Here is a 25,051-nt window from a genome sequence, read left to right on the forward strand (position 1 = left end):
TCCGAAACGCCACGACGACCGTTCCCCTCACCGAGGGTGAACTGAAATGTGCGGAATCATTGCCTGCGTCGGATCGGATGACGCTGCCGACACCGTCCTGACCGGCCTCGAAAACCTCGAATACCGGGGATATGACTCGGCCGGTGTCGCTATTCAGAACGGGACCGATCTCGTGGTCCGAAAGCGAGCCGGCAAGATCAGCGAGCTCACCGGCGGATTCGTCAGGGACCTACCTGAGGGGGTTTCCGGGATCGGTCATACCCGCTGGAGTACGCACGGCCCGCCGACGGACGAGAACGCACACCCGCATACGAGCGCATCAGGTGCCGTTGCCGTCGTGCATAACGGTATCATCTCCAACTACGAAGCCCTTCGTTCCGAACTCGAGACCGCGGGATACGCCTTCGAGAGCGACACCGACACCGAGGTCATCCCCCATCTCGTCGAACAGTACTTAACACAGGGACTCGATAGCGACGAAGCCTTTCGGCGAGCCATCGACCGGCTCGAAGGGAGCTACGCGATCGCGATGATGATCGAGGGCGAGAACGTCGTTCGGGCGGCGAGACAAGGGTCGCCGCTCGTCGTCGGACTCCACGACGACGCGTACTACCTCGCGAGCGACGTCCCCGCGTTCCTCGAGTTCACTGACGAGGTGATCTACCTCGAGGACGGCGACATCGTCACCGCTGAGAGCGGATCGATCTCGATCACGAATCTGGCCGGCGATCCGATCTCCCGCGAGGTCGACGTCGTCGATTGGGACCCCGAAGAGACCGGTAAGGGCGAATACGATCACTACATGCTCAAAGAGATCGAGAGTCAGCCCGAGTCCCTCTCGAATACGATCCGCGGCCGGATCGACCCCGACGAACCGGCAGTTCGTCTCGAGGGGTTCCCAGCAGGCTGCTTCGAGGACGTTTCGGAAGTTCATTTCGTGGCGTGCGGTACTTCGTACCACGCTTCTCTCTACGGCGCACGGTTGCTCGATGAGGCAAACGTCCGGGTACGGACCTCGAGAGCTAGCGAATTCACCGGTCGTGTTCCCGATCCCGAGGGGACGCTCGTGGTCGCGGTCACACAGAGCGGTGAGACCGCGGATACGCTCGGCGCGCTTCGGGCCGCCTGGTCCGCGGGTGCTGACACGCTGGCAGTGACGAACGTCGTCGGGTCGACAATGGCCCGCGAGGCCGACGACGTGCTCTATATCCGCGCCGGACCGGAGATCGGTGTCGCCGCAACCAAGACGTTCTCATCGCAGGTCGTTACCCTCGCACTGCTCGCCGAACGGCTCACCGAGGACATCGACGGGGCGATCCGCCGGGACGACCTCGGGTCCTATCTCCGACACCTCTCGGTGCTGCCCGATCAGATCGAGGAAGTGATTCGCACGTCGCGGGCCGAGGCACTCAGCACGAAGTACGAGGATCGAAACGCGTACTTCTTCATCGGACACGCGCTCCAACATCCCGTCGCGCTCGAAGGGGCGCTCAAATTCAAGGAGATCACCTACGAACACGCTGAGGGGTTCGCCTCCGGTGAGCTCAAACACGGCCCGCTCGCGCTCGTCACTCCCGGCACGCCCGTCTTTGCACTGTTCGACGGCAAACACGACGAGAAGACCCACACCAACGCGAAAGAAGCCCAAGCACGCGGGGCGGAGATCATTGCGATCACCGCAAGCGAGCGAACCGCGGAATTCGCCGACGACGTTCTCGTGATTCCGGACACCCATCCGGACCTGAGCGGACTGCTCGCGAACATCCAACTGCAGTTCGTCTCCTACTACACTGCACGGCGTCTCGGACGCCCGATCGACAAGCCGCGCAACCTCGCGAAGAGCGTCACGGTCGAATAGTGCTCCGCATCGAGTGATGCTCCCAGGCTGGAACCCTTCGCGATCAAAAGTAAAATACATCGTTCGACCCACTCTATCCGTTCCCGTATGAGGACGGAACTGTTCGGGGTGTTCGGGGACCGCGAGCGGTTCGTCCAGCTTCGCTCCCCTGATACGTTCGATCGGGTCGTCTCCGGGGAGTCGGTCACCGTCGGTATCACGGATCCGGCCCTCGGCGAACCGGACCGTACCGGGATCTATCGCGGCGATGACGGCCTGTGTGTCGTCTGGGGCGAGGCCTTTCCCATTCGGTCGACTGACGACCCGACAGCGAAATGGTTGCTTGAACGGTACGTCGAGGAGGGTGTAAACGCGTTCGAGCAGTTGAACGGGTCGTATATCGCCCTCGTCGAACACGACGACGACGCGATCGTCGTTACCGATCCGTTACATTCCTGGGAGTGTTTCTTCGCCGACGGCGAGTCGACTCGTCGGTTCGGTACGGACGTAGCTGCGCTAGCGAGAACGTTGCCCTCGCCGACGTTCGACTGTCGCGGGCTCTGTGAGTTCCTCCACTTCGGGTTGACGTTCGGGGCCACGACGGCCATCGAGGGGATCGACCGGCTGGCGTTCGACAGCGCCTTGACCGCCGATTCGGTCGAAGCGCTCTCGCGGTTCGTATACGACCCGTCCGCCTTCCACTACGTCGAGGAGCTCGCGATCCGGCTCGAACGCGCGATCGAGCGGCGCGGACAGTATCCCGGACGAAAGGGGATGTTGATGAGCGCCGGTTACGATTCTCGGTTGTTGCTCGCTGCCCTCCCCGAAATCGACGTCTGTTACACGCTCGGCACCATGCGAACCCCCGAGGTACAGGTCGCACGCAAGGTAGCGAGCCAGTACGGAGCACACCACCATACGCTCTTGGTCAACGAGAACTACCTCTCGGCCGATTCGACGGTCGTTCAGTCTACCAACGGGATTCGCGAATCGATCCACGTTCATCACCGTGGCAACACGAACGAGATCGACTGCCGGACGGTCTACCACGGGCTCTTCTTGGATACGTTGCTTCGAGGTCGGTTCGTTCCCCACGATACGGTCCACCTCGACTTCATCGACCGCGAGTTCCCCCTCCCGCGACTCGACCCCGACCCGAATATCCCCGAGTTCTTCGCCACCAAATTCGGCTTCTATCCCGACACCGATCGACTGCTCGTCGACTGTCCGGCGATCGACGCCGACGACCCCGAGGAGTTTCTCCAGAACACGATCGAGCGTCACTACCGACGCGGATTCGATCGAGCTGAATCACGGTACAATGCGATGTCCTTGCTCGGAATCAAGTGTAAATCCGCGCTTCCGTTCCGAACTCACCTCGCGAATCGGTTCGTCGAGAGCTTCGTCGCCGCGGACGTCGGCCTCCTCGATTGGCACCTCAGGACCCCACCGGAACACCGAAACGACAGGACCTACCAGGAGGCCCTCCGGATGATCGACCCGGACATCTTCAAATATCGCCCGCCAGACCGACCTCATCGATCCTATCAGCTCAACCAGATGGAGAAGTACCTCCGGAGGAAACTCCCCGGAATCGACGCGTTCGGCACGCCGTGGCCCGACCGGGATCGTATCTACGACGAGAACGACCTCGATCAGCGTCTGTTCCCCGATCGTCCCGACCTGCACGGGCTCCCTCCAAGGGTCAAACTCCGAATCAACGACGCCCGAACATGGCTCGATCAGGCCGCCGACGTGAGAACCGAAACACCGAACGGGTTCGTTCGAACTGACCCCCTTCCCTGACGCTCAGCCGCCATCGCCGAAGACCGGGCTACTGTTGCCGTCCGCACCCGCACCCGCGCCCTCGCCTTCGCCACCCGTCTCGTTGTCGCCGCCCACGTCCCCGTCATCGCCGCCACCGAAGATCGGCCCGCTGGCGTTACCGTCTCCGTCACCGGTCTCGTTCCCGTCCGTGTCACCCTCTCCGTCGGTACCATCTCCACCCTCGTCCGTATCTCCGCCTTCGGATTCGTTCCCCGTGTCGGCCCCGGTCTCATCGGTCTCATCGCTGCCGCCGAAGATCGGCCCGCTGTCGTCGCCCTCGCCTCCGCCCGAGTCATCGTCCGCTTCGGAACCGGTCTCCCCATCGTCCCCGTCGCTATCGTTCCCGCTTTCGTCCTCGTCGATGGGTGGTCCCTCGGTGTCGTCCGATCCGTCCTCCGAGCCGCCGCCGTCACCTTCAGCGCTATCCCCCTCATCCACGCCGTCGGTCGGTGCTCCGCTATCGTCCTCCGCGTCGGGCTCGTCCGGATCCTCTATGTCACCGTCCTCGTTCGAAACCGGACTCGGCGCGATGTCTCCACCTGGAAGACCGGCCGTGATCGCGAGACCAATGACGAAGAGACTGACCCCCAAGACGAGCAACGCACGTTGAACGAACACCTGATCGAAGCGTATTACTCCCGTCCGAGGCCACCATGACGTCGGATGGGAGTGCGATGCATGCTGGGGGCCCGACATTATCATCTACTACCTAGAGGGATGGCTTTATTATCGGTTCGGTAATGCGTGAGTGACAGTGTCTGTGGTGATCCTTCGGCGGATTCATTGTGCGATCGAGGAGACGACTGAACGGGATCGATGTGGACGGCCGTATTGGGTAAACTATCTTTAAACAGCGAGAGAATCCCGCCCTTTAGGGCGGGCGTGAATCGCGTAAGCTCCGTTACACAGCCGCCGTTAGTCGGCGGAACTGGATTCCATACGTTCGTCGATACACTCCCTTACAAGACTCGACAGGTTGATGTGATTCTCCCGGATCCATTCGTCCTGCTCCTCTCTGATTGTGACGTTTCTTCGTTCCACAGACTTCACTACACCATCGGAACGCATAAGTGTTCATAGTGTGTATCGTGTGGTATGGGAGAGGAGGTGATGAAAACACTCGAGGCGACGCTTGCCCCACCGACACAGGGGAAAGCGGTGCGTCTCCGTCGCCTTCTCTCCACCTACCGCGAGGCGTTGCAGGATGCGTTCGACTCCGGTGCCGATACAATGAACGGCGTATCTGACGTAGTAACGCCGTTCGACCTACCGTATCAGGCGAAGGCCGCACTGTGTAGCTACGTCCCAAAACTCCGGAAAACGTACAACGCCCGTGAGTTGGACGACGAACACCCGCTCCGGCTCACGAACCAAGCCGCGAAGTTCGATCGGGACGAATCTCGACACCACGAGATTTGCTGGAACGTTCCTCTGCCGGGCTACGGCACGAACTTCTGGATACCGCTCCGAATTAATCCCCAGCAAGAATCGCTGTGGCACGATCTTCTCAGCGAGGACGCCAAGGCCGGACAGATTCGACTCCAGCAGAACCGGAGTAGCTGGGTGTTGCACGTCACCGTCACGTACTCGGTCGAAGAACCCGAGGCAGACGGCGACGAAACGCACATCGGCTTCGATATCGGCGAATCCGCGTTGATTACGGGCTGTGCCCTCAAGCGCAACACGCCGACGAAGCCGATGCTCGAAAGTGGCAGTCGTGCCCGGCAGCTCCGCAAAGAGATGTTCACAACGCTCCGGCGGCTCCAAGAGCGTGACGCCGCCGAGTGGCGAATCGACGAACGTTTCGACCACTACCAGAACGCCCTTACGGATATCGTCGAGAAAGCGTCTCGAGAAGCCGTCGAGTACGCTACGTCCTTCGACGACCCAGTGATCGTACTCGAGGACTTGTCGTATATCCGTGAGAATCTGGACTATGGCAAGTACATGAACCGAAGACTTCACGCGTGGGCGTTCGCCCGTCTTCAGGGTCGAATCGAAGACAAGGCCACCGAAGCCGGTATTCCGGTCCGGTTTGTGAATCCGCGTTACACGTCCCAGATGTGCCACGAGTGCGGCCACATCGGTCGGCGTGGGTCGCAAGCTGAGTTCAAGTGTACGAACGACGACTGCCACGTAACAGAGTTTCAAGCAGATATCAACGCGGCGGCGAACATCGCCGGTCGCGTAGATCCGTGGGGAGAGAGCGTTCCTTGGGAACCGGAACGCGATGACTCGCCTCGGAACGGGAGCGCCAGTGACAGCGCCACGGTCCACCGCGAGACGAGCGAGAACCCCTCGCAGATGACGCTCGCGGCGTACTCGGACTGAAACCTACGGCACAGCCGGAATCCCACTGTCGTGGGAAGCCCCGCCGTTTACGGCGGGGAGGATGTCACCCGCGGGTTCGTGTCTCGTCCCCGTCGCCGAACAGCCGTCTGATCGTGTTCGCGTGGCGGCTCAACGGGTCGGGCATCCCGCTCAGGATGTCGGCGATCTCATTCGGATCGACGGCTCTCGTCTGGAGCGCGAGCAGCGCGTAGACGATCAACCCCCCTGGTGGAATCAGAACGAACGCGAGCAGGGCGGCATCGATCGGCAGAGTGATGCCGACGAACGGAATACCGATCGTCGCTAGCGGCGAACCGATCAGCGCGTCGATCCCGAGCGCGAGCGCGACGAGGGCGACCCCGGTCGTCGCGACGGTGATCGAGATCCTGATCGGCCGGATATCGCCAAGCGGGTTGTAGCCGATCGCGCGCGCACCCCAGAGGTGAAACAGTGGCAGACAGAGGTAGCCGAGCGAGGTCGCAATTGCCGCTCCTTCGATCCCGAACCGTGGGATCAGCGCCACGTTCAACAGCAGATTCATCGTCGCGGTTCCGCCCGTCGCGAGGATCATGATCCGCATGTCTCCACGTGCGTGACTTACCGAGAGGATCGGCCGGGCAACGGCGAACCCGACCGTCCCGGGCAACAATAGGAGCAGCGGCGTGATCGTCGGTTCGAACTCCGACCCGTAGTACCGTGGGACGAACTCCGCGGACAGCACGGCGATCCCGATCGCCAGCAGCGCCGTCAACAACAGCGTATAGCGCGTCGCTTTCGAGGCCAGTGCGGTGATGCGCTCGATCTCGTCGTGATGCCAGAGCTCCGACGCGGACTGGATCATCACGGACTGTACGGCCTTGGGCGCGAGCCAGAGGAACTCCGCGAGAACCAGCGCGGCCTTGTAGTACCCGACCTGCGCTTCGGTCGTATACGCCTGTAGCATCAGCACGTCGACGTGATACAGCGACGTCAGCAGGAAGATGTAGACGATCGAGAGGTTGTTGAAACTGAGGAGTTCCCGTCGGGGAAAGTCCTCGGGAGTGCGCTCGAAGACCGCCGAAAACGAGACGTGTCCCGCGAGGGCGATGAAGCCGATCACCGTCACGAGCGCGTCACCGATGATGTGTCCCATGAGAACACCCGAAACCCCGTATCCGAGGTACGCAAACGAGATCGCGAAGACGAAGAAGAACACCTTCTGTGCCACGAACAGGGGCTCGGAGAGGTGTTCGAGTTTCATCCCCAGCAACGAACGGCGCGTGTACTCGCGGAACTGGGCCATGATCGTGACGATCGCCAGCAGGAAGAAGAACTGGGCGTACTCCTCGCCGGGATACACGTCGACGAGCCCGATCTGGACGGCCACGAGCAACAGCGCGCTCGCGGCGAGTGCGAACACCGTCGCGAGGCGGAAATAGAACCCGAAGACGTCGTTGCGCCAGTTCGGCCGATCGCGATCCTCGGCGAGGTACTTGCGAGTCCCGCTGTCGACGCCGGAGCTCACGGCGATCATCAGGATGGCGAACACCGACATCACCGTTGCGTAGGTCCCGTACTGGGACGGACCGAGGATCCGCACGAGGATGGGCGTCATCAACGCTCCGACGAACGTGCCGGCGACGTTGGCACCGGCGATGGAGATGAACGCTGTGACGAGTGTCCGTTTCATAGAGTGGGTTCTGACCGTACTGCTACCGCGAGCGGTGATCTCGGGTCACGAGCTATCGATCCCGGAGGACCGATTCGCCCGGCGTCGTCGTCGCGTCCCCCGTGAGGGTCACGCCGGGTGCGAGGCTCGTGTTGATCGCCGTCTTCGCGCCGTGACCGACGACGACGCCGAACTTGCGCCGCCCGGTCGAGGTCCGCTCGCCCTTGACGGTGAGTTTCACGTCCTCGCCGTCGTGGCGCAAGTTCGCGACGTTCGTCCCCGCGCCGAAGTTCACCCCGCGGCCCAGAACGCTGTCGCCGACGTAGGAGAGGTGCGGGACGTTCGTATCGCGCATGATCACGCTGTTTTTGATCTCGACTGCCTGTCCGATGTGGACGTCCCCTTCGAGCAGCGTCGCCCCGCGGACGTAGGCGTTCGGGCCGATCTCACAACCGGAACCGATGTAGGCGGGTCCCTCGATCGTCACGCCCGACTCGACGGTGGCGCCCTCCTCGATCACGACTTCTCCTTCGATCGTGGCGTTGGGATCGACGTCGCCGTCGATTCGCCCGGTTTCCTCGCCCAGCAGGAGCTCGTTCGCCTCCAGAAGCTCCCACGGGCGACCGACGTCCATCCAGCGTTCGAGTTCGATGGGCGTGACGTCGTGGTCCTCGATGACGCGTGCGAGCACGTCGGTGAGTTCGTGTTCGCCCCGTTCGCTCATCGGAACGTCGAGGAACGCCCGCGCCTCGGCGGGAAAGAGATAGACGCCGGCGTTCGCGAGGTTCGTCGGCGGGTCGTCGGGTTTCTCGATGATGTCGGTCACTCGGCCGCCCTCGGTCGAGAGCACGCCGTAGTTCGAGGGATTTGCGACCTCGAAGACGCCGATGGCCGGCCCGTTCGCGAACAGCTCGGCGATACTCTCGGGATCGTAGAGGTTGTCGCCGTTGAGGACGGCAAAGGCCTCGTCGATGTGTTCACGCGCCGCCCGGACGGCGTGGGCCGTTCCCAGCTGCTCCTCCTGGGTGGCGTAGCTGACCGGCACCCCTTGATAGGTCTCGCCGAAGTATTCCTCGACGACCTCGCCCATGTAGCCGGTGACGAAGATCAGCTCGTCGGCGCCGCCGGCGACCGCCGCGTCGGCGACGTGGGCGGCGATGGGACGGCCGGCGACCGGTAGCATCGGTTTCGGAACGGATTCGGAAAGGGGCCGAAGGCGGGTCCCTTGGCCCGCCGCGAGAATTACGGTTTGCATTGTCTGGTGGTTTCTTACTACCGGGCTTTGTTATCTGCCCGTTAATGTATGGCGATTCTCGTTCCCCCGCGAGCGGTGTTCACACGCTCCGTTGGGCCTCCTCGACGAGTTCGAGCGCGATCTCGCGGAGCTCCTCGGCGCGTTCTTCCTCTCGGGATTCGGCGGTGAGGCGAACCAGCGGCTGGGTCCCGCTCGCCCGGAGCAGGAACCAGCCGTCCTCGAACCCGACGCGCACCCCGTCGATCGTGAGCAGGTCGGCGTCGGGGTAGGTCTCGGGAACCGTCGCCGCGACGCGCTCCATCACCGCCGCCTTGTGCTCGGTCTCGATGTTGTCGCGACGGAGATGCGGCGAGACGACGCCGTCGACGCGCTCGGAGAGCGGCGTCTTCGTCACTGTGGCCGCGAGTTTGCAGGCCGCGAGCGGGCCGTCAGGACAGAGCGTCTCATCGGGCCAGATCCATGCCCCGCTGGGCTCGCCGCCGAAGACCACGTCTGGCTCGGTCGCGCGTTCGGCGACGTGGACGTCACCCACCTTGGTGTGGGTGACCGACGCGCCGATCTTCGCGAGTTCGTCCTCGACGACGAGGCTCGTATCGACCGGGACCGCAACGCGCGTTCCCTCGCGTGCGGCCTCGCGCGCGAACAGCGCGAGCAGCACGTCCTTCGGAACGAACCGTCCTCGTTCGTCGACTGCCATCATCCGGTCGGCGTCGCCGTCGTGGGCGATCCCGAGGTCGGCGTCGGTTTCGGCGACGCGCTCACAGAGCGCCTCGCAGTTCTCCGCGGTCGGCTCGGAGGGTCGGTTGGGAAAACTGCCGTCGGGCTCGGCGTTCATCGCCTCGACGTCGCAGCCGAGGCGTTCGAGCGCGGTGACGGTAACGCCGCCCGCGCCGTTGCCCAAGTCGACGACGACCGAGAGTCCCTCGAGCGAACCGGGTCCGCCGACCGCCTCGACGAGCTCCTCGACGTGACGGTCCTTCGCGTCCTCGAGGACAGTTCTCTCCCCGCCGTCGTCCCACCCGCCGAGTTCGAACTCGCCCGCCTCAATGCGCGATTCGATCCGCTCGGCCTGTGCGGCGTCGAACGCCTGGCCCGAGGGGTTCCAGAGCTTGAGTCCGTTGTCTTCGGGCGGGTTGTGCGACGCCGTTACGACGATCCCGGCGTCGGCCCCCTCGCGACCGACCGCCCGCGCGAGCGTCGGGGTCGCGACCAGTCCCGCATCCAGAACGTCGGCGCCGCACTCTCGCGCCCCGGCGCTGGCGGCCTCGAGCAGCCATTCGCCGCTCTCGCGGGGGTCGCGTCCGACGACGATCCGGTCTACGTCTCCCGTGGCGACCGCCCGGCCGACCGAGAGCGCGAGTTCGCCCGTTACGACTTCGCCGACCGGACCGCGAATTCCGCTCGTTCCAAAGAGACCCATACCGGCCTCTCGCCGGCCGCGCTCATTAACGGTGCGAAACCGTCTCCGACGCCCCCTTGCTCGATCACGGTGGCGTCGGACGTCCGTCTGACCTTTGTACGCGTATTTAGACACTCTATAATAAGGTGGCTGGCGGCTCGTGGTGGTTCGCGTGCGCGGACACTGGATATCGGAGTCGGAGGACGGGGAACGATGATGGGGGTCTTTCAGGTATCGCTGACGTTTTTCGTCCTCGCGCTCGCGGGCATCCTCGTGGACACGCGGAACATCGCGGGAATGACGGGCGAGCGGACACGCTGGTTCAGCTCCGTCTGTATCGTGTTGGGTATCGCCTCGCTGGTGTTGTGAGCGGGTTTTCGCCTTAGGCCGGTACGAACTCCGCGGCGTAGAGGTGATTGAGCAGGACGTATGTGAGTACGCCGAGGGTGAGACTCAGGATCCACGTCCCGGCGGCGACCCGGCCGACCATCGCGTGGCGCGTCTCGCGCAGTTCGGTCGGGGTGTGTGTGATGCCGAGGACGAGCGCGTAGACGACCAACGGCACCGCGAGGATCGAGAGAACGATGTGGATCGCGAGCATCAGGATGTAGGCCGTCCCGATCCACTCTACGAGTGGCACCCAGCCGTACTGGCTGGCGAGGACGAAGTGTTTCTCCCCGCCACCGCCGACCTTCGGGAGGTACAACAGGAGAAACAGGACGATCAGTACGAACGACAGTATCATCGCCGTTCGGTGTTTTCCCACCTCTCCCTTCCGGATCCAGTACCATCCCAGCGCGAGCGAGATCGTTGCGACCGCGTTTACCACCGCGATAGAGTGTGAAAGCAGATCGACCCCGGCTTCACCGATGTCCGGATAGAGCGGTACGACACCGGCGAACGTTCCGATAACGAGTCCGTATCCGACCGCCGTAAGCAACAGCGCCGCGGCCAGTGGCCGATCTTTCGCCCGTCGCTGTACGGTTGCCGTCGCCATACTGACCGTTCGGTGTCAGTCGCTAAATGCACTCTCATTCGCTTCGCGTGTCCCGAGGGGTCGAACGATGCCGACGATATCGGTGGTCGGAACTCACCGGACGCGGGTCGCTCGTTGCCCTCGTCCCTCGTAGAATCGGAGTGGGACCGCCCGGATTCGAACCGGGGTCAACGGCACCCAAGGCCGCAAGGATACCAAGCTACCCCACGGTCCCGTACGTCTCCTTGGCTCGCCGGAACCGAAAGCGTTTCGTTCTTATCACGGGCGCTCTTAGTCGAGGTATGGTTACCGGTCTCGAAATCGCGGTGCTCGTCGCGGTTCTCGTCCTTCTGTTGGGGTCCTACCGTGTGATACACACCGTCCGACCCTTCATCGTCAACGCGGTCGTTGGACTCGTTGTCCTCCTTCTCGCGTCGACGTTCGGCTTCGGCGTCGAGATCACCCCTATCGTGCTCGTGATCGTCGCGATCGGGGGCGTTCCGGGGGCGCTGTTGGTCGTCCTGCTCGCGTACGTGGGACTTGCCTTCTCCCCGATCGTCGTATCGTCGCTTCTCCTTGCCGTATAACTAATCGCTCCATATCTATGAGGATTCTTATCATATAGGTGATTATGTGGTTCCTTGCGCTCGGTGTCGGGTGGCTAGTCGCGTTCGTCTCCGTGGGCGGTTTGCTGTTCGCCGAGGGGAGACGAGCCGAACGGGAGCGTCTCGAAACGACGGATATCGATCCGGGGGATCCGATCTGATCAGCCCTCTTCGTCGTGAAGCTCCATCTCGGCGACGATGTCGAGGGGGTCGTGGCCCTTCCTGATACCGTCGAGGATCTTGAACGCCTCGTCGGGTGCGAGGAAGTGTCGCGTCACCGCCCGTCCGAGCGGGGTCGGTGAGAGCCCATCGATGAAGCCGTATTCCAGTAGCTTGCCGATCGCGTGGGTGGTCGGGATCTCGCCGATCATGCGGTCGTTGAGCGACTTCGCGCGCTTTCCTCCGACGGTCACGTTCGCGAGCGTCTCCTCGATGGCCGCCGACTCGTCGTAGTGGGTGCGAACCGGCTCCATCTCGTCTTTCAACAGAGTGAAGGCGACCTCGTCCTCGGTCCCCTCCATGCTGTTGTGGTACGCACAGTCGGGTTCGACCAACAGATAGACCGTCCCGCGGTCGTGGTAGTCGGGCCGGCCCGCCCGGCCGAGCATCTGGTGGAACTCTTGGACCGAGAGCCACTCGATGCCCATCGCGAGCGTATCGAAGATCACCTGTGAGGCTGGGAAGTCCACGCCCGCGGCGAGCGCCGCCGTGGTGACGACCGCCGATAGTTCCTGCTCTGCGAACATCCGCTCGACCTTCTTGCGCCGGCCGTAGTCCAGCCCGGCGTGGTACGGTGCGGCGTTGTACTCGATCTTCCGGCTGATCTCGTGACAGCGCCGCCGGGAGTTGGTGAAGATGATCGTCTGACCCTGATAGCCTTTCGAGGACTCGCGGTCGAACTCGCGTTTGACCAGGCGGTTCTCGATGCGCGGTTTCTCGGCGCCGTCGGCGAAGGTGAGGTGGCGCTCGATCGGGATGGGCCGCTCTTCGAACTCGATCAGTCGGGCCTCGAGCTTTCGGGCGAGCCATTCGGGGTTGCCGACGGTCGCCGAGAGGTAGATCCACTGTGCACCGCCATAGCCCGTCCGTTTGCCCGCGCGCTGCTCACAGTAGTCCTTCAGCCGGGCGATCAGCCCGTCGAGGCGGTGGCCCCGTCCGTCCTCCTTTAGGGTGTGGACCTCGTCGATGACGACCGACCCGATATCGCCGAGATCCCGCCCCGTCCGCAGCGCGTGGTCGATCCCCTCGTAGGTCCCGACGATCACGTCCGCGTTCGGGTCGAACCGGTTGCCGTCGTCCCGGACGCGGCTTGCACCCACGCGGAGGGTGACGTTTACGAGGTCGCCGTAGGTGTCTTTGAAGTCCTCGTGTTTCTGGTTCGCGAGCGCTACCAGGGGAACGAGAAAGAGCAGCTTCCCGTCGCCCCGGAGCACCCGGTCGATCCCGGTCATCTCCCCGACAAGCGTCTTGCCGGTGGCCGTCGCCGAGACGACGAGCTGGTCTTGCTGTTCGAACAGTCCGTTCTCGACGGCGAGGCTTTGGACCGGCAGGAGGTCGTCGAACCGCCCCTCCACTAAACCCTGTAGCTCCGGGTGGAGGTCCAGCGAGGAGACGGGGACGGGATCGACCTCGTCGGTCGTCGCGCTGATTTCGTCGAACTTCGTGAGGTCGGGATCGAGCTGGCCCTGCAGGAGGTTCGTGATCCGCTCTAGGTCCTGGACTTCGAGCAGCAGGTCCTTCAGTCGCTCCTCGGCCGCACCCGTCACCCCGCCCGCATAGGAGAGTTCGCGTTCGAGTTCGACGAACGCACAGTCCGGGCAGATCTGCTCGCGTCCGGTTTCGATCGCGGTCTCCTCGGTGATCGGCGAATACCGCCCCGCCGCCGCACAGAGCCGACAGGTCCGCACGACACGCGCGTCGAGCTGGTACCCGGAGAGCATCTCCCGGAGCTCCTCGCGGCCCGCCCGGGAGGTCTGCTCTGAGATGCGGATCCGGTCGGCTCCGCGCGCGAACTCGACGAACTCCTCGGGGCTGCGTGGCTCTTGGGTCGAGTCGCGCTTGATGCGGAACTTCCCGGGTCGCGGGCCCGCGTTCGTCTCCTTGAGTTCGAGGACTGCCTGAAACAGCCGCTCGTCGTCCCGGATGGGAACGGCGAGGTAGTCGTCGCCGGTCCCGTGGAGGAAGAGCGTTCCGACCCGCTGGCGCTGCGTTGACACTGTCGGCTCTACGGACGCGAGGTATTTGTGCCTATCACTCTCCGCCGCTCAGATCACGAGCAGCCAGCCCACCGCGATCCCCGACGTCACGAGCGCGATGGGCGCTCCGACGGCGATCAACCTGACGACCGACAGCGAGACGCCGCGCCGAGCGGCGCTCTCGAGGACGATCAGGGTCGCCGCGCTCCCGATGGGCGTTGCGTTGCCCGCGAGCGTCGAGACCGCCGCCAACAGGAGCCATCCTCTCTCACCGGCCGTCGTCTCCGCGAGCAGGATCACCGCCGGGACGTTGCTCACGACGTTCGAGAGGACGAACGTCCCGCCCGCCAGGGCGAGTGGACCATCGAGCCGACCGAGAACGGTCTCGACGACCGTCCCCGACAGCGATCCGACGAGGACGAACATCCCAGCGAACAGGACGAGGATTCCCCAGTCGATCCGATCGATGACTTCGGTACCGGGGACCCGCCTGAGGGCCTGTAGGATCGCGATGTGGACGATGGCGACCCCTGCGGCGATCACGCCCGGGGAAACCGATGGCACGGCGAGCAACAGCCCGAGCGTTCCCAGCAGGAACCCGCCGCTGAACAGCGCCCACCGCTCGTCGAACTCGGGCGAGTCGGTGGTCGGCTGTACCAACCGGTGGTTCCGGGTGAGCGCCACGAGCGGGACGGCCGCCACCACGAGACAGATGGCCCCCAGCGGGGCGAGCGCCGCGACGAACTCGCCGGTCGTCAACCCGCTCCGGCTGAGGATGTAGGCGTTCTGGGGGTTCCCCAGCGGGGTCGCGACGCTGCCGACGTTCGCCCCGAAGACGACGGCCAGCAGCGGTCCCGTCGGATCGATATCGAGGCGGTCGATCGTCCCGACGAGAACCGGCGTCAGCAACAACACGGTGGCGTCGTTGAGCGCGACGGTCGATAGCCCTGCCGCGACGAGCAAGGTCCCGAGCACCAGCTGTCGAACCGTCCCCACACGCGCCACCAGTGTCGACCCGACCCACCGATAGAACCCGCTCATCGATAGGGCCTCGACGTGGACCATCATTCCGAACAGCAACAACAGGGTGTCGATGTGAACGCTCTCGAACGCTTCCGAAGGGGAAATCGCTCCGATCGCGACGACGGCGACAGCACCGACTGCCGCCGTCACGGCCCGGTCGAGCGGGACGTCGCCGATGCGCCGAACGAACAGCAGTCCGAACGTCCCGACGACGATGCCGAGAGTCAGCGGGTTCGGGGCCATTACCGTCCGAATCGGACGAGAGGGCGAAACCGCTGTCGATGTGGGGGTTTGGTCTCGCGACTGAACGCTTTTCACCATTGATAACTAATAACAGGCATGGCATCCGGTACAGTGGCGGGAAACGGAACGGCGAACGGTTATCGGCTGGTCGTCGCCGTCGGCGATCCGAGCTACGCGACCCAACTAGTCCGGACCGCCGTCGACCTCGCGCGCGCGAACGACGGGACCGTCACGGTCGTCACCGTCGTCGACAAGCCCCGCGGCTCGCCGTTTTCGGTCTTTTCGGACGAGCGGATCAGGCGCGAGTTCGCCGGCGACCGCCGCGAGATCCTCGACCGGGCGCTCTCGGTCGCGGACGACTCCGTCCCTGTCGACGGACAGGTCGTCGTCGGAACCGACACCGCCCGCACGCTCCGCTCGACCGCGCGCGAACTGGATGCCGACGTGCTGCTGGTCGGCTGGCACGGCCGATCCCGACGCGACGGACTCGTTCTCGGCTCAACCGTGGACGCGCTGCTTCGTCGCGCGCCCTGTGACGTGCTCGTTGAGCGGATCGGCGCCACCGCCGACGGCGTCGAACACGTGCTGTTGCCCGTTGCCGGCGGTCCACACCTCCCGCTGGCGGCGAGCGTCGCGGAGACGATCGCCGCCGCCAACGACGCGACGGTGCGCGTACTGGCGGTGGTCGCCCCCGACGCGACCGACGACGAACGCGAGACGGCCCGCGCCCACATCGAGGGGGCGCTCGACCACCTCGATGGCGTCGAAACGGAAGCCGATCTTGGGGAATCCGACGGGATCGAGGACGGTGTGCTCGACGCCGTGCGCGCCAGTGACCTCGTCGTGTTCGGTGCGACCCGCCACGGCCGGGTCCGTCGCCGGCTGGTCGGCTCGATCCCCCAGATGGTCGGGCGCCGCTCGGATCGAACCGTCATCATCGCCCGGCGAAAACTCGGCTCGTCGATCGTCGATCGACTCACGGCACGGCTCCGCTGAGAGTAGTGTGACGTCTTTTATACGTCCGCCGCCCCAATCGACGAGTGATGTTCAAGAGCTTCCGGATCGGATCACTTTTCGGGATCCCTATCAAGTTGGACGTCTCTTTTCTGCTGATCCTTCCGATCTTCGCGTGGCTGATCGGCGCGCAGATCGAGACGCTCGTGGGCCCGCTTAACGCCGTCTTCGGGACGGGTCTCGATGGCGCGGCGCTTACGACCGGCTCCCGATCGTGGTTCCTCGGCCTGGCGGCCGCCATCGGCCTGTTCGTCGGCGTCATCCTCCACGAACTCGGCCACTCGCTCGTCGCGATTCGTTACGGGTTTCCCATCGACTCGATCACGCTGTGGATCTTCGGCGGCTTGGCCCAACTCAGCGATCAGCCCGAGGACTGGAAACAGGAGTTCCTCATCGCCATCGCCGGACCGATCGTCAGCGTTCTCGTCGGTGCTGCCTCGTATCTGCTGTTGTTCGTCGTCCCCACGAGCCTCGACGGCGTCGTCTTCGTGCTGGCTTACTTGGCACTGCTCAACATCGCGCTTGCGGGGTTCAACATGCTTCCGGCCTTCCCGATGGACGGCGGGCGCGTCCTGCGGGCACTGCTCGCACGGACTCGCCCCTTCGCGCGCGCGACCCAGATCGCCGCCGAGGTCGGCAAATTCTTCGCGCTGCTCATGGGGCTGTTCGGCCTGCTGCAGTTCAACGTCATCCTCATCGGGATCGCCTTTTTCATCTACATCGGTGCCTCCGGCGAGGCCCAACAGACGGTGATGAACGCTGCCTTCGAGGGTGTCCGGGTCGACGACATCATGACCCGCGGCGAGGACGTTCACACCGTCTCCCCCGACACTTCGATCGCCGAGCTACTAGAACGGATGTTCTCCCAGCGTCACACCGGCTACCCGGTGATGGAAAACGACCGCCTCGTCGGGCTCGTTACCTTGTCCGACGCCCGCGGGGTCGACGCCGTCGAGCGCGACGCTTTCACCGTCGAGGACGTGATGACGCGCGATCTGGAAGTGATCGACCCGGACGCCGAGGCGATGGAGGCCCTTCAGCGGATGCAACAGAACCGGATCGGACGGCTGCTCGTCATCGAGAACGGTGAACTCGTCGGGTTGATCTCTCGGACCGATCTGATGACCGCGCTCAACATCATCAAATCGAGCGGGTCGATCGAGACCGCGAAACGGGCAGCCGACGAGCGTGGTCCCGATCACGACCAACCGCCCCAACCGGATAGCTCGGGCTCGGACCGGCAGTGGGAGCGGTAGCGCGAAAAACTCGTTAGTCGATGTCGATGCGCGATTCGTCGTCGGTGGTCTCCTCGCGGGTCGGGAGGTGGACCTCGAGGACGCCGTTGCGGTAGCTCGCGGTGATCTCCGCTTCGATCACGTCGCCGACGTGCAGTTGCTCGTGGGCGTGACGGGTGTGTCGCTCGGCGACGGTCCCGTCGTCGCTACTGGTCTCATGGGTCGCCCGAATCGAGATCATCCCGTCCTCGTATCGCAGGTCGATCTCCTCTTTCTCGAACCCGGGCATGTCGGCGAGCAGGACGTAGCCCTCCTCGTCGGTGTCGAGGCTGAGGTTGATGTCCCGCTGCCCGTCGCCCGAGAGCGAGGGGTGTCCGTCCCAGCCGTTCCACGCCGACATCGAGCGGCGCATCTGTTCGAACATTCGGTCCATCTCCTCGAAGGGGTCTCGTCGCATTGCCATAATGAACAGTAATACATTGTTTGCGATTCTATATAGCGATTGCGAGAGCTTTGCTATCACCTGTCCGAAATTAATTAACTCGATTGTGAATCGCAGTAACTTCATATGGCAAGCGATTGTATGGATAGGTGATGCCAGAGATCACCGTCTCCGATTCGCTGTACCGTCAGCTCGAAAACGCCGCGACCGAGGAGGATTTCGAGTCGGCACTGTGGGAGATGACCTACCTATTCCAGCGCGGTAACGACCCATCGGAGTAACCACTTCTCGTCGGCCAGTTACGTTCACGCGTCGATAGAGCGCTGGCGCTGTCCTATGAGTGTCTTGGAGGGGCCTGCACCTACTGGCTTTTCGGCGGGTCGCGAAAAGGTCCAGGTGCGAGAATTGAACCCGCGTCTCAGCCTCCACAAGGCTGAAGGATAGTCCACTACCCCAACCCGGACACACACGTTCGTACTCGCCCTGTGGATAAAATACGTTACGACTTCCGAACGCTTTTTCTCCACGGTACCGTACTCCCGTTCAGTGGCGATCACCGACAAGATCTACGTCAAGAACCACCGCCAACTCGCCTCCCAGCTCGAGACGTCGATCCCTAAGGGCGCGTTCAAAGGGGCGACGCTCGACCTGCTGTTTCAAGGCGAGGGCTTGGAGAAGCTCGACGAGGCCTCCAGGGAGCGCGTACTCGATTTCGCACAGGACTTCCTGGACTGTGGCTGTGATACCAACCCCTACTGTGGGCATCCCGAACGCAAGTTCATGCGCTATCTCCTCGAACTCCGCGCCGGCGGGCTCGGCCCCGAGGCGATCGTCGACGTCATGAGCGACGACTACATGGTCTACGCCTACCCCGGTGACGTTCTCTCTTTCCTCGACGATTCGGTCCGCACCCTCGAAGCAGTTGAGGCGCTCGCTGACGTCGAGGACAACGACGAGGTCGAACGGGCCGCGGGGACGAAAAAGCGCGAGCTGTCGGGCTAGCCCAGCCTGTAGGGGTCCTCGGTCTCGTCCCCTCCGTTTTCGCGGTCGAGCTCTTCTAAATGGACGACTTCCTCGATCTCCTCGTCATTGTCGAGCTGTCGTCGCAACTGTGTCACGTAGCGTTTGTGCTCGTCGAGCTGCTCCCGGAGGTGTTCGGCTTCGAGTTCGAGGCGCTCGTGCTCGCGGACGAAACTCTTTGGCACCTCGACCTTCGGTGGGAACCCCTCGGTCGTCTCGCCGGTGAGTTCGTTCTCGGGGATGACTTGGACCTGGCCGTTGTGGGCAACCAGCGTGTCGACGTAGTCGCGAAACACCGCCGACAGCGAGATATCGCGCTCTTCTGCGATCTCCCGTAGGGTCTCGAAGGCGTCCTCGTTGACGCGAAACGAGATCGTCTTGTTCTTGTTGCCCATTCTCCCCTCACTTTGCTCGTAATCCACTTAAGCGTTCGTCAGACGACCGGCGATTCCGCCGGAGCGGTCTCCCTCCGCCCGTTCGCTTTCGAGGACCGTTTGCGTCCCTCATCGCGCTTCGGTATGGGCTCTCGGTTCTCTGCATCCCCGCTGGGTGAGACGCCCATCACGGCGTAGACTTCCTGCCACCCGGCGCTCGGCGAAGTCAGGCGGTCGGTCGTATCGATACGTTCTTGTCTCTCGTTGGGTTCGGTTTGCATGGGCTGTTAGTCGGCCCTGTTCGGGTGGTAGTGACACCCGGGCGCCTCGTTTCTGGCGATATTTCAGGGCGTATCGGTCGAAAACGGTACGTCGCTACGCCGTGGTCTCGGCGGTCTCTTCGGGTTCGTCCTCCTCGCTTTCCTCGACGCTTTCGAGCGCCGAAAGCAGGTTTTGCTGATAGTTCTCGACGGGGAGGTCGTACTCCTCGCGGGCCATCGTGGCGTACTCGTTGGCGTCGTCCTCGAACGCCTCGATGCGCTCGATGGTCCGCTCTGCGGTCTCGACGACCCATCGGTCCCGCGTGCCGACGTCGACCTCGGTGATCGACTCGGGGCGGACGGAGACGTTGACATCGCTCTCGTCGGTCTCGTAGGTGCGTGGCTTGCCGACGATCGCGACGTATGCCGGCGGCTCGGCCTCTCGCAGGAAGGCTGCAGCCTCGGGCTGGTACTGGCCGGCGTAGACGAAGAACGTACCAGTCGGATCAACGATTCGACCCTGCCAGTACTCGCTGTCCTCGCCGACGTCGCTCTTCTCGGTCAGCGTTCCGACGATGAACACGCGGTTCGCTCGCGCGCCCGTCGGGAGCAGCGCGTACAGCGGTGCGCGCTCGTCGTCGCTCTCCTTGAACGTGTACGTGGCGTCGTTGAACTCGCTGGCGAAGACGCGCTGGGCGAGCTCGCGAGTGGGTGCTTGGCTCATTTCAGATCGACCTCGCTTTGATCAGCGTTTCTTCCGGATCCGTCGGTCCGCCCAGTTCCTCGACCGCGTCGGCCAGCACGTATCGACCGAAGGTCGGTCCCCGGACGCGGTAGTAGCGCCCGAGCAGTTTCCCGCGGATCTCGTCGGCGACGACCGTCGTGTCGAGCGCGTCCATCGCCATCTGTTTGGCTTCCTCTAAGGTGATTCCGGCGACCTCCTCGGTCGCTTCTTTATCGAAGATCACTTCTTGGACCTCGTGACCGTCGTCAAGGACGCCCTTGATTCGGAGGTCGAACTCGCCTTCGACCTCGCCGTGTTCGGAACACCGGCCGTTCTGGAGGACGCGGGTACAGCCCTCCTCGGGACAGCGTTTGATCAGGCCCGAGCCCGACTGGACGTCGACGAACGCCCCCTCGATCTCGGTTTCGTCGTCGCCGACTTCGAGCTCCTCGTCGAGTTCCGTGATCGTAGTCGTCCGGTTGAGCTTCACCGAGAACTGACCTTGGTACTCGTCGGTGACGACGTTCTCCAGACGGTAGACGCCGCCCTCATCGAGTGCCGGCAGGTCGGATTTGGCCCACTTGGTGAACTTCAGAGTGCCCGATGGATCGCCGAGCAGTCCCACTTGGGCGATCGAGTCGCTCCGGGGCTCCCAGAGGTCGACCACTTTTACTGTCAGGTCGACCCACTGCTCTGCGGCGTCGATCCCCGCGAGTTGAACCTCGCTGTTCGAGCCGCCGCCGAGCGCGTCGCGCTCCAAACCCGCCTCGTCGAGGTAGTGGTTGGTAACGCTTCGGCGCGCTTCCTCGGCAGGGATCTTGTACTCGCTGACGAGCGTTTCGAGCCGAGATTCGACCTCGTCGGTACTGACGTCGAGGTGCTCGGAGAACTGGTCCGCTATGCTTTCCGCGTGCTGTCGAAGGTCTGTCATGATCTCACTGTCTCCGCCTCGTTTTCAATGGGAGACATACGCCTGTTGGTGCCCGACGGTATAAAAAGTTCCGCGAGCGGAGTGAAAGTGGTCTACCGGTACCACTCGCCGTCCCGGATCGCACTCACGTCGCCCGGTCCATGACGTGCCATCCCAATTCACGTATTTCGCCCGTGGATCTCGTACCGGCGGTAGCAGGCGTACCCAGACGGTCAGTCCGACACGCGATGTTGCATCTTGGGCGAGGCGGTTCTGGCTTCCGACTCTGTTGGCCACTTCGACGGATGCGCTTTCGAACGCTCGGCCGAACCGAAAGCGTCCGTAACGATGTCGGCGGATTTGCCGCCGGGCTAGCCGACACCGGTAGGACTTCGTTTCCCGAAAAATAGAATGATCGAGCGTCCGACGAGGCCTCGCTTGACATGCATGCTCCCCTCGATATCCCTTGTGAATCGAAAGAACTCGATGATCCGCCGGCGACGGGATTTTGTATAGCGGCGCGCTATCGACGGTATGGTCGACCGGCAGGTAAATCGCTTCATACGCTCGAAGCTTCGGGAGGCGGGCCGTCAGTACGAGCAAGCCCGCAGTGCCTACCGTGACGGCCGTGGCTCCGGCTCCGTCGATGTCCCGCGCGACGAATCCGACCGGGCGAGGATCGTCTGTCGACGCTATGCGGAGAAACGGGCCGTCGAACTCGACGATGACGACCGCCCGACCTGTTACGAGGACGGCCACCCTGACTGCGAGGGCTGTCTCGAGGACCTCCACAACGAGACGATAGAATCCTGGTAGCTCGTCTTTTTAGTTCGATAGGGCCTCCCTTCGATCAGCGATAAATCGCATATGACGATATAAAAATCGAATCGCTCGGCCAGATGGTGCTGTCGCCGTGGAGTCTTTGCTGTTATTCGTGGTCGCCTTGCCAGGTTTAGACCGTATCACTCCGACCGGCTACCGCGTTATGGTCGAACTGCCGTATGGCGTCGCTGAACGCCTCCGGCCGGTGGAGGTTACTGATATGGCCAACACCGTCGATAACGGCGGTGTAGGTGTTCTGTCCGGTCGCGGCGTGGTCGTCCTCGCCACGGCGCATCACGCGGTCTCGTTTCCCGTTGATCACGAGCGTCGGACCGGGATAGCTCGCAAGCGCGTTCCGGAAGTCAGTCCCCGCCAGATCCGGCCCCGCCTCACCGAACTGGCTGGGATAGATCCCGGAGTCGATGATCTCCTCTTTCGTCTCCTCGGGCAGGTCACGCTGTTGGACCCATCGTTTACCCGCTCGCTGGATGCCGCGCTCGATGAGATCGCTGCGAGTTGCGAGACGGGAGGCGCCACCGACCACTCGCGTGACGAGTTCCATACTCCCCACCGGGTTGGCGCTGGATCCTGCAAGCACCAGTCCGTCGACCTTCTCGGGGTGGCGGCTCGCGTACGCGGTCGAGACGTACCCGCCGAGCGAGAGGCCGACTAGGATCGCGTGCCCGCCGGCCGCCGACTCGACGACTTCGTCGAGCAGGTCGAGTGCCGGCTCCATGCGGAAGGTCTCGTTTGCGTGTGTACCGTGACCGGGGAGATCGAACGCGATAACCCGATACTCTTCGGACAGAGCGTCGATTTGTGGTATCCACATCTTTCGGGTGAACATCGCCCCGTGAACGAACACGATCGGCTGGGCGTCCTCCGGTCCGGCCACGTCGATACTCGAACGATCGACTTCCTCCGTCGTTCGATTCATACCGTTTCGGGACACGGTCTGGCCCCGGTTAGCTGATTGGTACGCTGTTTCAATACTTCGAGCGGTTTCCGGCCAGGATCGGCCCACGGTGACGTTTGGTATCGCCACTAGTAGTTTATATCTCCGAGCGGGTACGACCCTACCCTGATAGCGAACGGAGGACTCAATCGAGTTCCTGGCGCCGGACGCGGACCGTCCCGTCGTTCGTCACGCCGACCAGCAGGTCGCGTTTCACGGCTCGACCGCTCACCGCGTCGCCCGCGGCGTCGCTAACGGATTTCATCAGCTCCGGGGCGGTCTGATTGACCTTGACGCCGGCGTCGTCGCAGGCGGCGTACACCCGCGAAGGGATGTCGTAGAGGTCGGTTCCGGCGGCGACGTCCACCCTGACTGGCGCGTTGAGCGCCTCGGCGAACGCGATCGTTTCGTGGGCCTTCTCGACGTTCGTTCGGGCACTGGCCTCGATGCTCGAGACGTTCGCGCGGGACGTGCCCAGCCGGGAGGCGATGGTTGCCTGCGGGACGTCGCGTTCACGGAGCGCGAGCACCTCCGCCTGGCGACGGGTGAGGACGCTCCTCTCGGGTTCGAAGCCGACCTGATCGAGCAGCGCGTCGATATCGTAGTCGTTCGGCTCACTCATGCCGGGTTACGCGCCCCAGAAATTGTCCCGACTACCCAGTCGTTCTCGGGTCGGCTTCGTCGTCCCCTCCTCGTCTTCCCCGTTACCTTCATTGCCTTCATCGTCGCTGCTCTCCTGTCCTTCTTCGTCCACAGCGTCCTCGTCCTCGTTCTCCTCGGACTCGAGCGGGAGCCGTTCGATCTCCTCGGCGCGGGCGTGATTCGAGCGGACCGTCGTGATCTTCACGCGGGCGCGGGCGACCGGAAGGATCCCGTCGACCATCACGATGAATCCGTCCTCGGTGCGCCCGACTCCAGCCCCACTCTCGTGCATGTCGTCGACTTCGATGACGACCTCCTCGCCGGGTTGGACGGGCTGTTGTTTGAGTTCACGGATCGGCTGGTTGTAGTGGTTACACCACTCCGCGCCGCCACGATCCCCGTAGTGCTGACACCCCATCCCGGCGATTCGCTCCGAATAGCTCGGGCATTCGTCTGCGAGCGGACAGTCCGGCATACGGAGACGTAGCAAAGCGGCGGGCTAAACGCTTACGACCGACCTTTTGCGCTGCGCTCGCTTGCTGCCGCTCGCTCATTCGGCAAACGGTCGATCAAAAGCGCACCTCGCTCCCTTCGGTCACTCGGTGCTACTGCTCACTCACTTCGTTCGCTCGCGGGGAAAACGGAGCCGCAACCGTGACCGCCTACGCCAGCGGCGTGCGCTCGACGACGGTGCCGTCGTAAGTCGGGTACTGCTCGACTATTTCGCCCTCCGTCAGGTCGCCCTCCTCGACCATCTCCTCGAGCAGCCACCACGCTAGCTCGACGTGTCCGGACTTCGCCCTGTAGAACTCCGTGGGCACGTCGAGATCTCGGAGGCGAGTCTCGGGCTCTGTGGTCTTCCCGTAGACCAGCGTCCCGTCGTCGGTGATCTCGTCGAACTCTCGTCTGATGTTTCGAGCCATGCGTTTCAGACGATTGCGGTGCTGGGCGGCGTCCTTGAAGACGCTCGTACAGAAATACACCTTCGGGTGATCGCCCATCTCGTCCAGAATGGCCTTCGAGCCCTCGACAGCGCTCATGTGGCCGTCCTCCAGTTCGTAGCCTTCCTCCTGCATTCTCCTGTAGTTGCCGTCGCTCATCTCGAACTGGTTGATGTTACAGAAATCGGCCGCGCCTTCGTCAAGGAAGTCGAGGAACTCCGGTTCGGCGCGGATGCCGGGGATCTCGAAGGCCGGCGTCAGTCCTTCCTCGCGGGCGATATGCAGGATCTCCTCCCACTCGGTGCCGTGCATCTCGCCCCAGAGTTCCAGCGGCGGGTGGAAGCGGATCTCGTCGAGGCCGGCCTCCGAGAGC

Annotated in this window: 27 protein-coding genes and 2 tRNA genes; 11 read left to right on the plus strand and 18 right to left on the minus strand. The window is 63.4% G+C overall.

Annotated features, from left to right (window positions below):
- Positions 1–46: 46 nt before the first annotated feature.
- A complete protein-coding gene (gene glmS / locus EAO80_RS05805; RefSeq protein ID WP_122088980.1) occupies positions 47–1,858 on the plus strand; it encodes a glutamine--fructose-6-phosphate transaminase (isomerizing) in 1,812 nt (603 codons plus the stop codon).
- Between the two features lie 87 nt (positions 1,859–1,945).
- Complete coding sequence (locus EAO80_RS05810; protein WP_122088981.1) at positions 1,946–3,643, plus strand: asparagine synthetase B family protein; 1,698 nt, start codon at positions 1,946–1,948, stop codon at positions 3,641–3,643.
- Between the two features lie 3 nt (positions 3,644–3,646).
- Here EAO80_RS05810 and EAO80_RS05815 read toward each other — a convergent pair whose 3' ends face one another.
- Complete coding sequence (locus tag EAO80_RS05815) at positions 3,647–4,282, minus strand: hypothetical protein (protein WP_122088982.1); 636 nt, start codon at positions 4,280–4,282, stop codon at positions 3,647–3,649.
- A gap of 477 nt (positions 4,283–4,759) precedes the next feature.
- Here EAO80_RS05815 and EAO80_RS05820 point away from each other — a divergent pair, with 477 nt between their 5' ends.
- Positions 4,760–5,995, plus strand: a complete 1,236-nt coding sequence (locus tag EAO80_RS05820; protein ID WP_122088983.1) for an RNA-guided endonuclease TnpB family protein — start codon at positions 4,760–4,762, stop codon at positions 5,993–5,995.
- Positions 5,996–6,059: 64 nt separating this feature from the next.
- Here the strand turns inward: EAO80_RS05820 and EAO80_RS05825 are convergent, their stop codons facing one another.
- From EAO80_RS05825 to glmM, 3 genes are all read right to left on the minus strand, one after another.
- Entirely contained in the window at positions 6,060–7,664 is a 1,605-nt protein-coding gene (locus tag EAO80_RS05825) for an oligosaccharide flippase family protein (RefSeq protein ID WP_122088984.1), read from the minus strand.
- A gap of 52 nt (positions 7,665–7,716) precedes the next feature.
- Entirely contained in the window at positions 7,717–8,898 is a 1,182-nt protein-coding gene (gene glmU, locus EAO80_RS05830) for a bifunctional sugar-1-phosphate nucleotidylyltransferase/acetyltransferase (RefSeq protein ID WP_122088985.1), read from the minus strand.
- A gap of 79 nt (positions 8,899–8,977) precedes the next feature.
- Positions 8,978–10,318, minus strand: coding sequence for a phosphoglucosamine mutase (gene glmM / locus EAO80_RS05835; RefSeq protein WP_122088986.1), 1,341 nt, complete (start codon positions 10,316–10,318; stop codon positions 8,978–8,980).
- Between the two features lie 192 nt (positions 10,319–10,510).
- On the opposite strand from glmM, the gene EAO80_RS05840 reads away from it, so the two are divergent.
- Positions 10,511–10,666, plus strand: a complete 156-nt coding sequence (locus EAO80_RS05840) for a hypothetical protein (RefSeq protein ID WP_245998484.1) — start codon at positions 10,511–10,513, stop codon at positions 10,664–10,666.
- Positions 10,667–10,679: 13 nt separating this feature from the next.
- Here EAO80_RS05840 and EAO80_RS05845 read toward each other — a convergent pair whose 3' ends face one another.
- Positions 10,680–11,294, minus strand: coding sequence for a DUF420 domain-containing protein (locus EAO80_RS05845; protein WP_122088987.1), 615 nt, complete (start codon positions 11,292–11,294; stop codon positions 10,680–10,682).
- 141 nt (positions 11,295–11,435) lie between these two features.
- A tRNA-Pro gene (locus tag EAO80_RS05850) sits at positions 11,436–11,508 on the minus strand.
- A gap of 67 nt (positions 11,509–11,575) precedes the next feature.
- Between EAO80_RS05850 and EAO80_RS05855 the strand changes: the two genes are divergently transcribed.
- The gene (locus EAO80_RS05855) at positions 11,576–11,860 is read left to right on the plus strand and encodes a pro-sigmaK processing inhibitor BofA family protein (RefSeq protein WP_122088988.1); all 285 of its coding nucleotides are present in this window, start codon (positions 11,576–11,578) and stop codon (positions 11,858–11,860) included.
- A gap of 44 nt (positions 11,861–11,904) precedes the next feature.
- On the plus strand, positions 11,905–12,039 hold the full coding sequence (locus EAO80_RS20585; RefSeq protein WP_281273004.1) for a hypothetical protein: 135 nt from the start codon (positions 11,905–11,907) through the stop codon (positions 12,037–12,039).
- Here the strand turns inward: EAO80_RS20585 and EAO80_RS05860 are convergent, their stop codons facing one another.
- Together EAO80_RS05860 and EAO80_RS05865 are read right to left on the minus strand one after the other, a co-directional pair.
- Complete coding sequence (locus EAO80_RS05860; RefSeq protein WP_122088989.1) at positions 12,040–14,094, minus strand: DEAD/DEAH box helicase; 2,055 nt, start codon at positions 14,092–14,094, stop codon at positions 12,040–12,042.
- A 48-nt stretch (positions 14,095–14,142) separates the two neighbouring features.
- Positions 14,143–15,339 (minus strand): SLC13 family permease, encoded by a 1,197-nt coding sequence (locus EAO80_RS05865; RefSeq protein ID WP_122088990.1) that lies wholly within the window; start codon positions 15,337–15,339, stop codon positions 14,143–14,145.
- 96 nt (positions 15,340–15,435) lie between these two features.
- Here EAO80_RS05865 and EAO80_RS05870 point away from each other — a divergent pair, with 96 nt between their 5' ends.
- Both EAO80_RS05870 and EAO80_RS05875 read left to right on the plus strand, forming a co-directional pair.
- The gene (locus tag EAO80_RS05870) at positions 15,436–16,335 is read left to right on the plus strand and encodes a universal stress protein (protein WP_122088991.1); all 900 of its coding nucleotides are present in this window, start codon (positions 15,436–15,438) and stop codon (positions 16,333–16,335) included.
- 47 nt (positions 16,336–16,382) lie between these two features.
- Entirely contained in the window at positions 16,383–17,609 is a 1,227-nt protein-coding gene (locus EAO80_RS05875; protein ID WP_122088992.1) for a M50 family metallopeptidase, read from the plus strand.
- Positions 17,610–17,622: 13 nt separating this feature from the next.
- Here EAO80_RS05875 and EAO80_RS05880 read toward each other — a convergent pair whose 3' ends face one another.
- Positions 17,623–18,051 (minus strand): Hsp20 family protein, encoded by a 429-nt coding sequence (locus EAO80_RS05880; RefSeq protein WP_245998485.1) that lies wholly within the window; start codon positions 18,049–18,051, stop codon positions 17,623–17,625.
- 131 nt (positions 18,052–18,182) lie between these two features.
- Here EAO80_RS05880 and EAO80_RS05885 point away from each other — a divergent pair, with 131 nt between their 5' ends.
- Positions 18,183–18,311 carry a phosphohydrolase gene (locus tag EAO80_RS05885; RefSeq protein WP_122088993.1) on the plus strand — a complete coding sequence of 43 codons (129 nt, stop codon included), beginning with the start codon at positions 18,183–18,185 and terminating at the stop codon, positions 18,309–18,311.
- 109 nt (positions 18,312–18,420) lie between these two features.
- On the opposite strand, the gene EAO80_RS05890 is transcribed toward EAO80_RS05885, so the two are convergent.
- Positions 18,421–18,493, minus strand: a tRNA-His gene (locus EAO80_RS05890).
- Positions 18,494–18,576: 83 nt separating this feature from the next.
- On the opposite strand from EAO80_RS05890, the gene EAO80_RS05895 reads away from it, so the two are divergent.
- Positions 18,577–19,032, plus strand: a complete 456-nt coding sequence (locus EAO80_RS05895; RefSeq protein WP_122088994.1) for a DUF5814 domain-containing protein — start codon at positions 18,577–18,579, stop codon at positions 19,030–19,032.
- Here the strand turns inward: EAO80_RS05895 and EAO80_RS05900 are convergent.
- The 4 genes from EAO80_RS05900 to EAO80_RS05915 form a co-directional block, all read right to left on the minus strand.
- A complete protein-coding gene (locus tag EAO80_RS05900; protein WP_122088995.1) occupies positions 19,029–19,445 on the minus strand; it encodes a ribbon-helix-helix protein, CopG family in 417 nt (138 codons plus the stop codon). The genes EAO80_RS05895 and EAO80_RS05900 overlap by 4 nt on opposite strands.
- Positions 19,446–19,483: 38 nt before the next feature.
- The gene (locus tag EAO80_RS05905; RefSeq protein WP_122088996.1) at positions 19,484–19,705 is read right to left on the minus strand and encodes a hypothetical protein; all 222 of its coding nucleotides are present in this window, start codon (positions 19,703–19,705) and stop codon (positions 19,484–19,486) included.
- A gap of 94 nt (positions 19,706–19,799) precedes the next feature.
- Positions 19,800–20,408 (minus strand): RPA family protein, encoded by a 609-nt coding sequence (locus EAO80_RS05910; protein WP_122088997.1) that lies wholly within the window; start codon positions 20,406–20,408, stop codon positions 19,800–19,802.
- Between the two features lies 1 nt (position 20,409).
- Entirely contained in the window at positions 20,410–21,339 is a 930-nt protein-coding gene (locus tag EAO80_RS05915; protein WP_122088998.1) for a replication factor A, read from the minus strand.
- A 513-nt stretch (positions 21,340–21,852) separates the two neighbouring features.
- Between EAO80_RS05915 and EAO80_RS05920 the strand changes: the two genes are divergently transcribed.
- The gene (locus tag EAO80_RS05920; RefSeq protein ID WP_122088999.1) at positions 21,853–22,134 is read left to right on the plus strand and encodes a DUF7091 family protein; all 282 of its coding nucleotides are present in this window, start codon (positions 21,853–21,855) and stop codon (positions 22,132–22,134) included.
- Positions 22,135–22,270: 136 nt separating this feature from the next.
- Here EAO80_RS05920 and EAO80_RS05925 read toward each other — a convergent pair whose 3' ends face one another.
- The 4 genes from EAO80_RS05925 to EAO80_RS05940 form a co-directional block, all read right to left on the minus strand.
- Positions 22,271–23,077 (minus strand): alpha/beta fold hydrolase, encoded by an 807-nt coding sequence (locus tag EAO80_RS05925; RefSeq protein WP_122089000.1) that lies wholly within the window; start codon positions 23,075–23,077, stop codon positions 22,271–22,273.
- Positions 23,078–23,240: 163 nt separating this feature from the next.
- Positions 23,241–23,717, minus strand: coding sequence for a Tfx family DNA-binding protein (locus tag EAO80_RS05930; protein WP_122089001.1), 477 nt, complete (start codon positions 23,715–23,717; stop codon positions 23,241–23,243).
- A 6-nt stretch (positions 23,718–23,723) separates the two neighbouring features.
- Positions 23,724–24,212: a TRAM domain-containing protein gene (locus EAO80_RS05935; protein WP_122089002.1), complete on the minus strand. Its 489-nt coding sequence runs from the start codon at positions 24,210–24,212 to the stop codon at positions 23,724–23,726.
- A 187-nt stretch (positions 24,213–24,399) separates the two neighbouring features.
- Positions 24,400–25,051: radical SAM protein (locus EAO80_RS05940; RefSeq protein ID WP_122089003.1), on the minus strand; the 652-nt coding region annotated here is incomplete at its 5' end.

Origin of the sequence: Halalkalicoccus subterraneus, from assembly GCF_003697815.1 — an archaeon.
Classification (GTDB): domain Archaea; phylum Halobacteriota; class Halobacteria; order Halobacteriales; family Halalkalicoccaceae; genus Halalkalicoccus; species Halalkalicoccus subterraneus.

Excerpts from the sequence above, each read along its gene's own strand:
- glmS (WP_122088980.1), top strand. The coding sequence starts at position 47 with ATGTGCGGAATCATTGCCTGCGTCGGATCGGATGACGCTGCCGACACC.
- EAO80_RS05810 (WP_122088981.1), top strand. The coding sequence starts at position 1,946 with ATGAGGACGGAACTGTTCGGGGTGTTCGGGGACCGCGAGCGGTTCGTC.
- EAO80_RS05820 (WP_122088983.1), top strand. The coding sequence starts at position 4,760 with ATGGGAGAGGAGGTGATGAAAACACTCGAGGCGACGCTTGCCCCACCG.
- EAO80_RS05825 (WP_122088984.1), bottom strand. The coding sequence starts at position 7,664 with ATGAAACGGACACTCGTCACAGCGTTCATCTCCATCGCCGGTGCCAAC.
- glmU (WP_122088985.1), bottom strand. The coding sequence starts at position 8,898 with ATGCAAACCGTAATTCTCGCGGCGGGCCAAGGGACCCGCCTTCGGCCC.
- glmM (WP_122088986.1), bottom strand. The coding sequence starts at position 10,318 with ATGGGTCTCTTTGGAACGAGCGGAATTCGCGGTCCGGTCGGCGAAGTC.
- EAO80_RS05840 (WP_245998484.1), top strand. The coding sequence starts at position 10,511 with ATGATGGGGGTCTTTCAGGTATCGCTGACGTTTTTCGTCCTCGCGCTC.
- EAO80_RS05845 (WP_122088987.1), bottom strand. The coding sequence starts at position 11,294 with ATGGCGACGGCAACCGTACAGCGACGGGCGAAAGATCGGCCACTGGCC.
- EAO80_RS05855 (WP_122088988.1), top strand. The coding sequence starts at position 11,576 with ATGGTTACCGGTCTCGAAATCGCGGTGCTCGTCGCGGTTCTCGTCCTT.
- EAO80_RS20585 (WP_281273004.1), top strand. The coding sequence starts at position 11,905 with ATGTGGTTCCTTGCGCTCGGTGTCGGGTGGCTAGTCGCGTTCGTCTCC.
- EAO80_RS05865 (WP_122088990.1), bottom strand. The coding sequence starts at position 15,339 with ATGGCCCCGAACCCGCTGACTCTCGGCATCGTCGTCGGGACGTTCGGA.
- EAO80_RS05870 (WP_122088991.1), top strand. The coding sequence starts at position 15,436 with ATGGCATCCGGTACAGTGGCGGGAAACGGAACGGCGAACGGTTATCGG.
- EAO80_RS05875 (WP_122088992.1), top strand. The coding sequence starts at position 16,383 with ATGTTCAAGAGCTTCCGGATCGGATCACTTTTCGGGATCCCTATCAAG.
- EAO80_RS05880 (WP_245998485.1), bottom strand. The coding sequence starts at position 18,051 with ATGGCAATGCGACGAGACCCCTTCGAGGAGATGGACCGAATGTTCGAA.
- EAO80_RS05885 (WP_122088993.1), top strand. The coding sequence starts at position 18,183 with ATGCCAGAGATCACCGTCTCCGATTCGCTGTACCGTCAGCTCGAAAAC.
- EAO80_RS05900 (WP_122088995.1), bottom strand. The coding sequence starts at position 19,445 with ATGGGCAACAAGAACAAGACGATCTCGTTTCGCGTCAACGAGGACGCC.
- EAO80_RS05905 (WP_122088996.1), bottom strand. The coding sequence starts at position 19,705 with ATGCAAACCGAACCCAACGAGAGACAAGAACGTATCGATACGACCGAC.
- EAO80_RS05910 (WP_122088997.1), bottom strand. The coding sequence starts at position 20,408 with ATGAGCCAAGCACCCACTCGCGAGCTCGCCCAGCGCGTCTTCGCCAGC.
- EAO80_RS05915 (WP_122088998.1), bottom strand. The coding sequence starts at position 21,339 with ATGACAGACCTTCGACAGCACGCGGAAAGCATAGCGGACCAGTTCTCC.
- EAO80_RS05920 (WP_122088999.1), top strand. The coding sequence starts at position 21,853 with ATGGTCGACCGGCAGGTAAATCGCTTCATACGCTCGAAGCTTCGGGAG.
- EAO80_RS05925 (WP_122089000.1), bottom strand. The coding sequence starts at position 23,077 with ATGAATCGAACGACGGAGGAAGTCGATCGTTCGAGTATCGACGTGGCC.
- EAO80_RS05930 (WP_122089001.1), bottom strand. The coding sequence starts at position 23,717 with ATGAGTGAGCCGAACGACTACGATATCGACGCGCTGCTCGATCAGGTC.
- EAO80_RS05935 (WP_122089002.1), bottom strand. The coding sequence starts at position 24,212 with ATGCCGGACTGTCCGCTCGCAGACGAATGCCCGAGCTATTCGGAGCGA.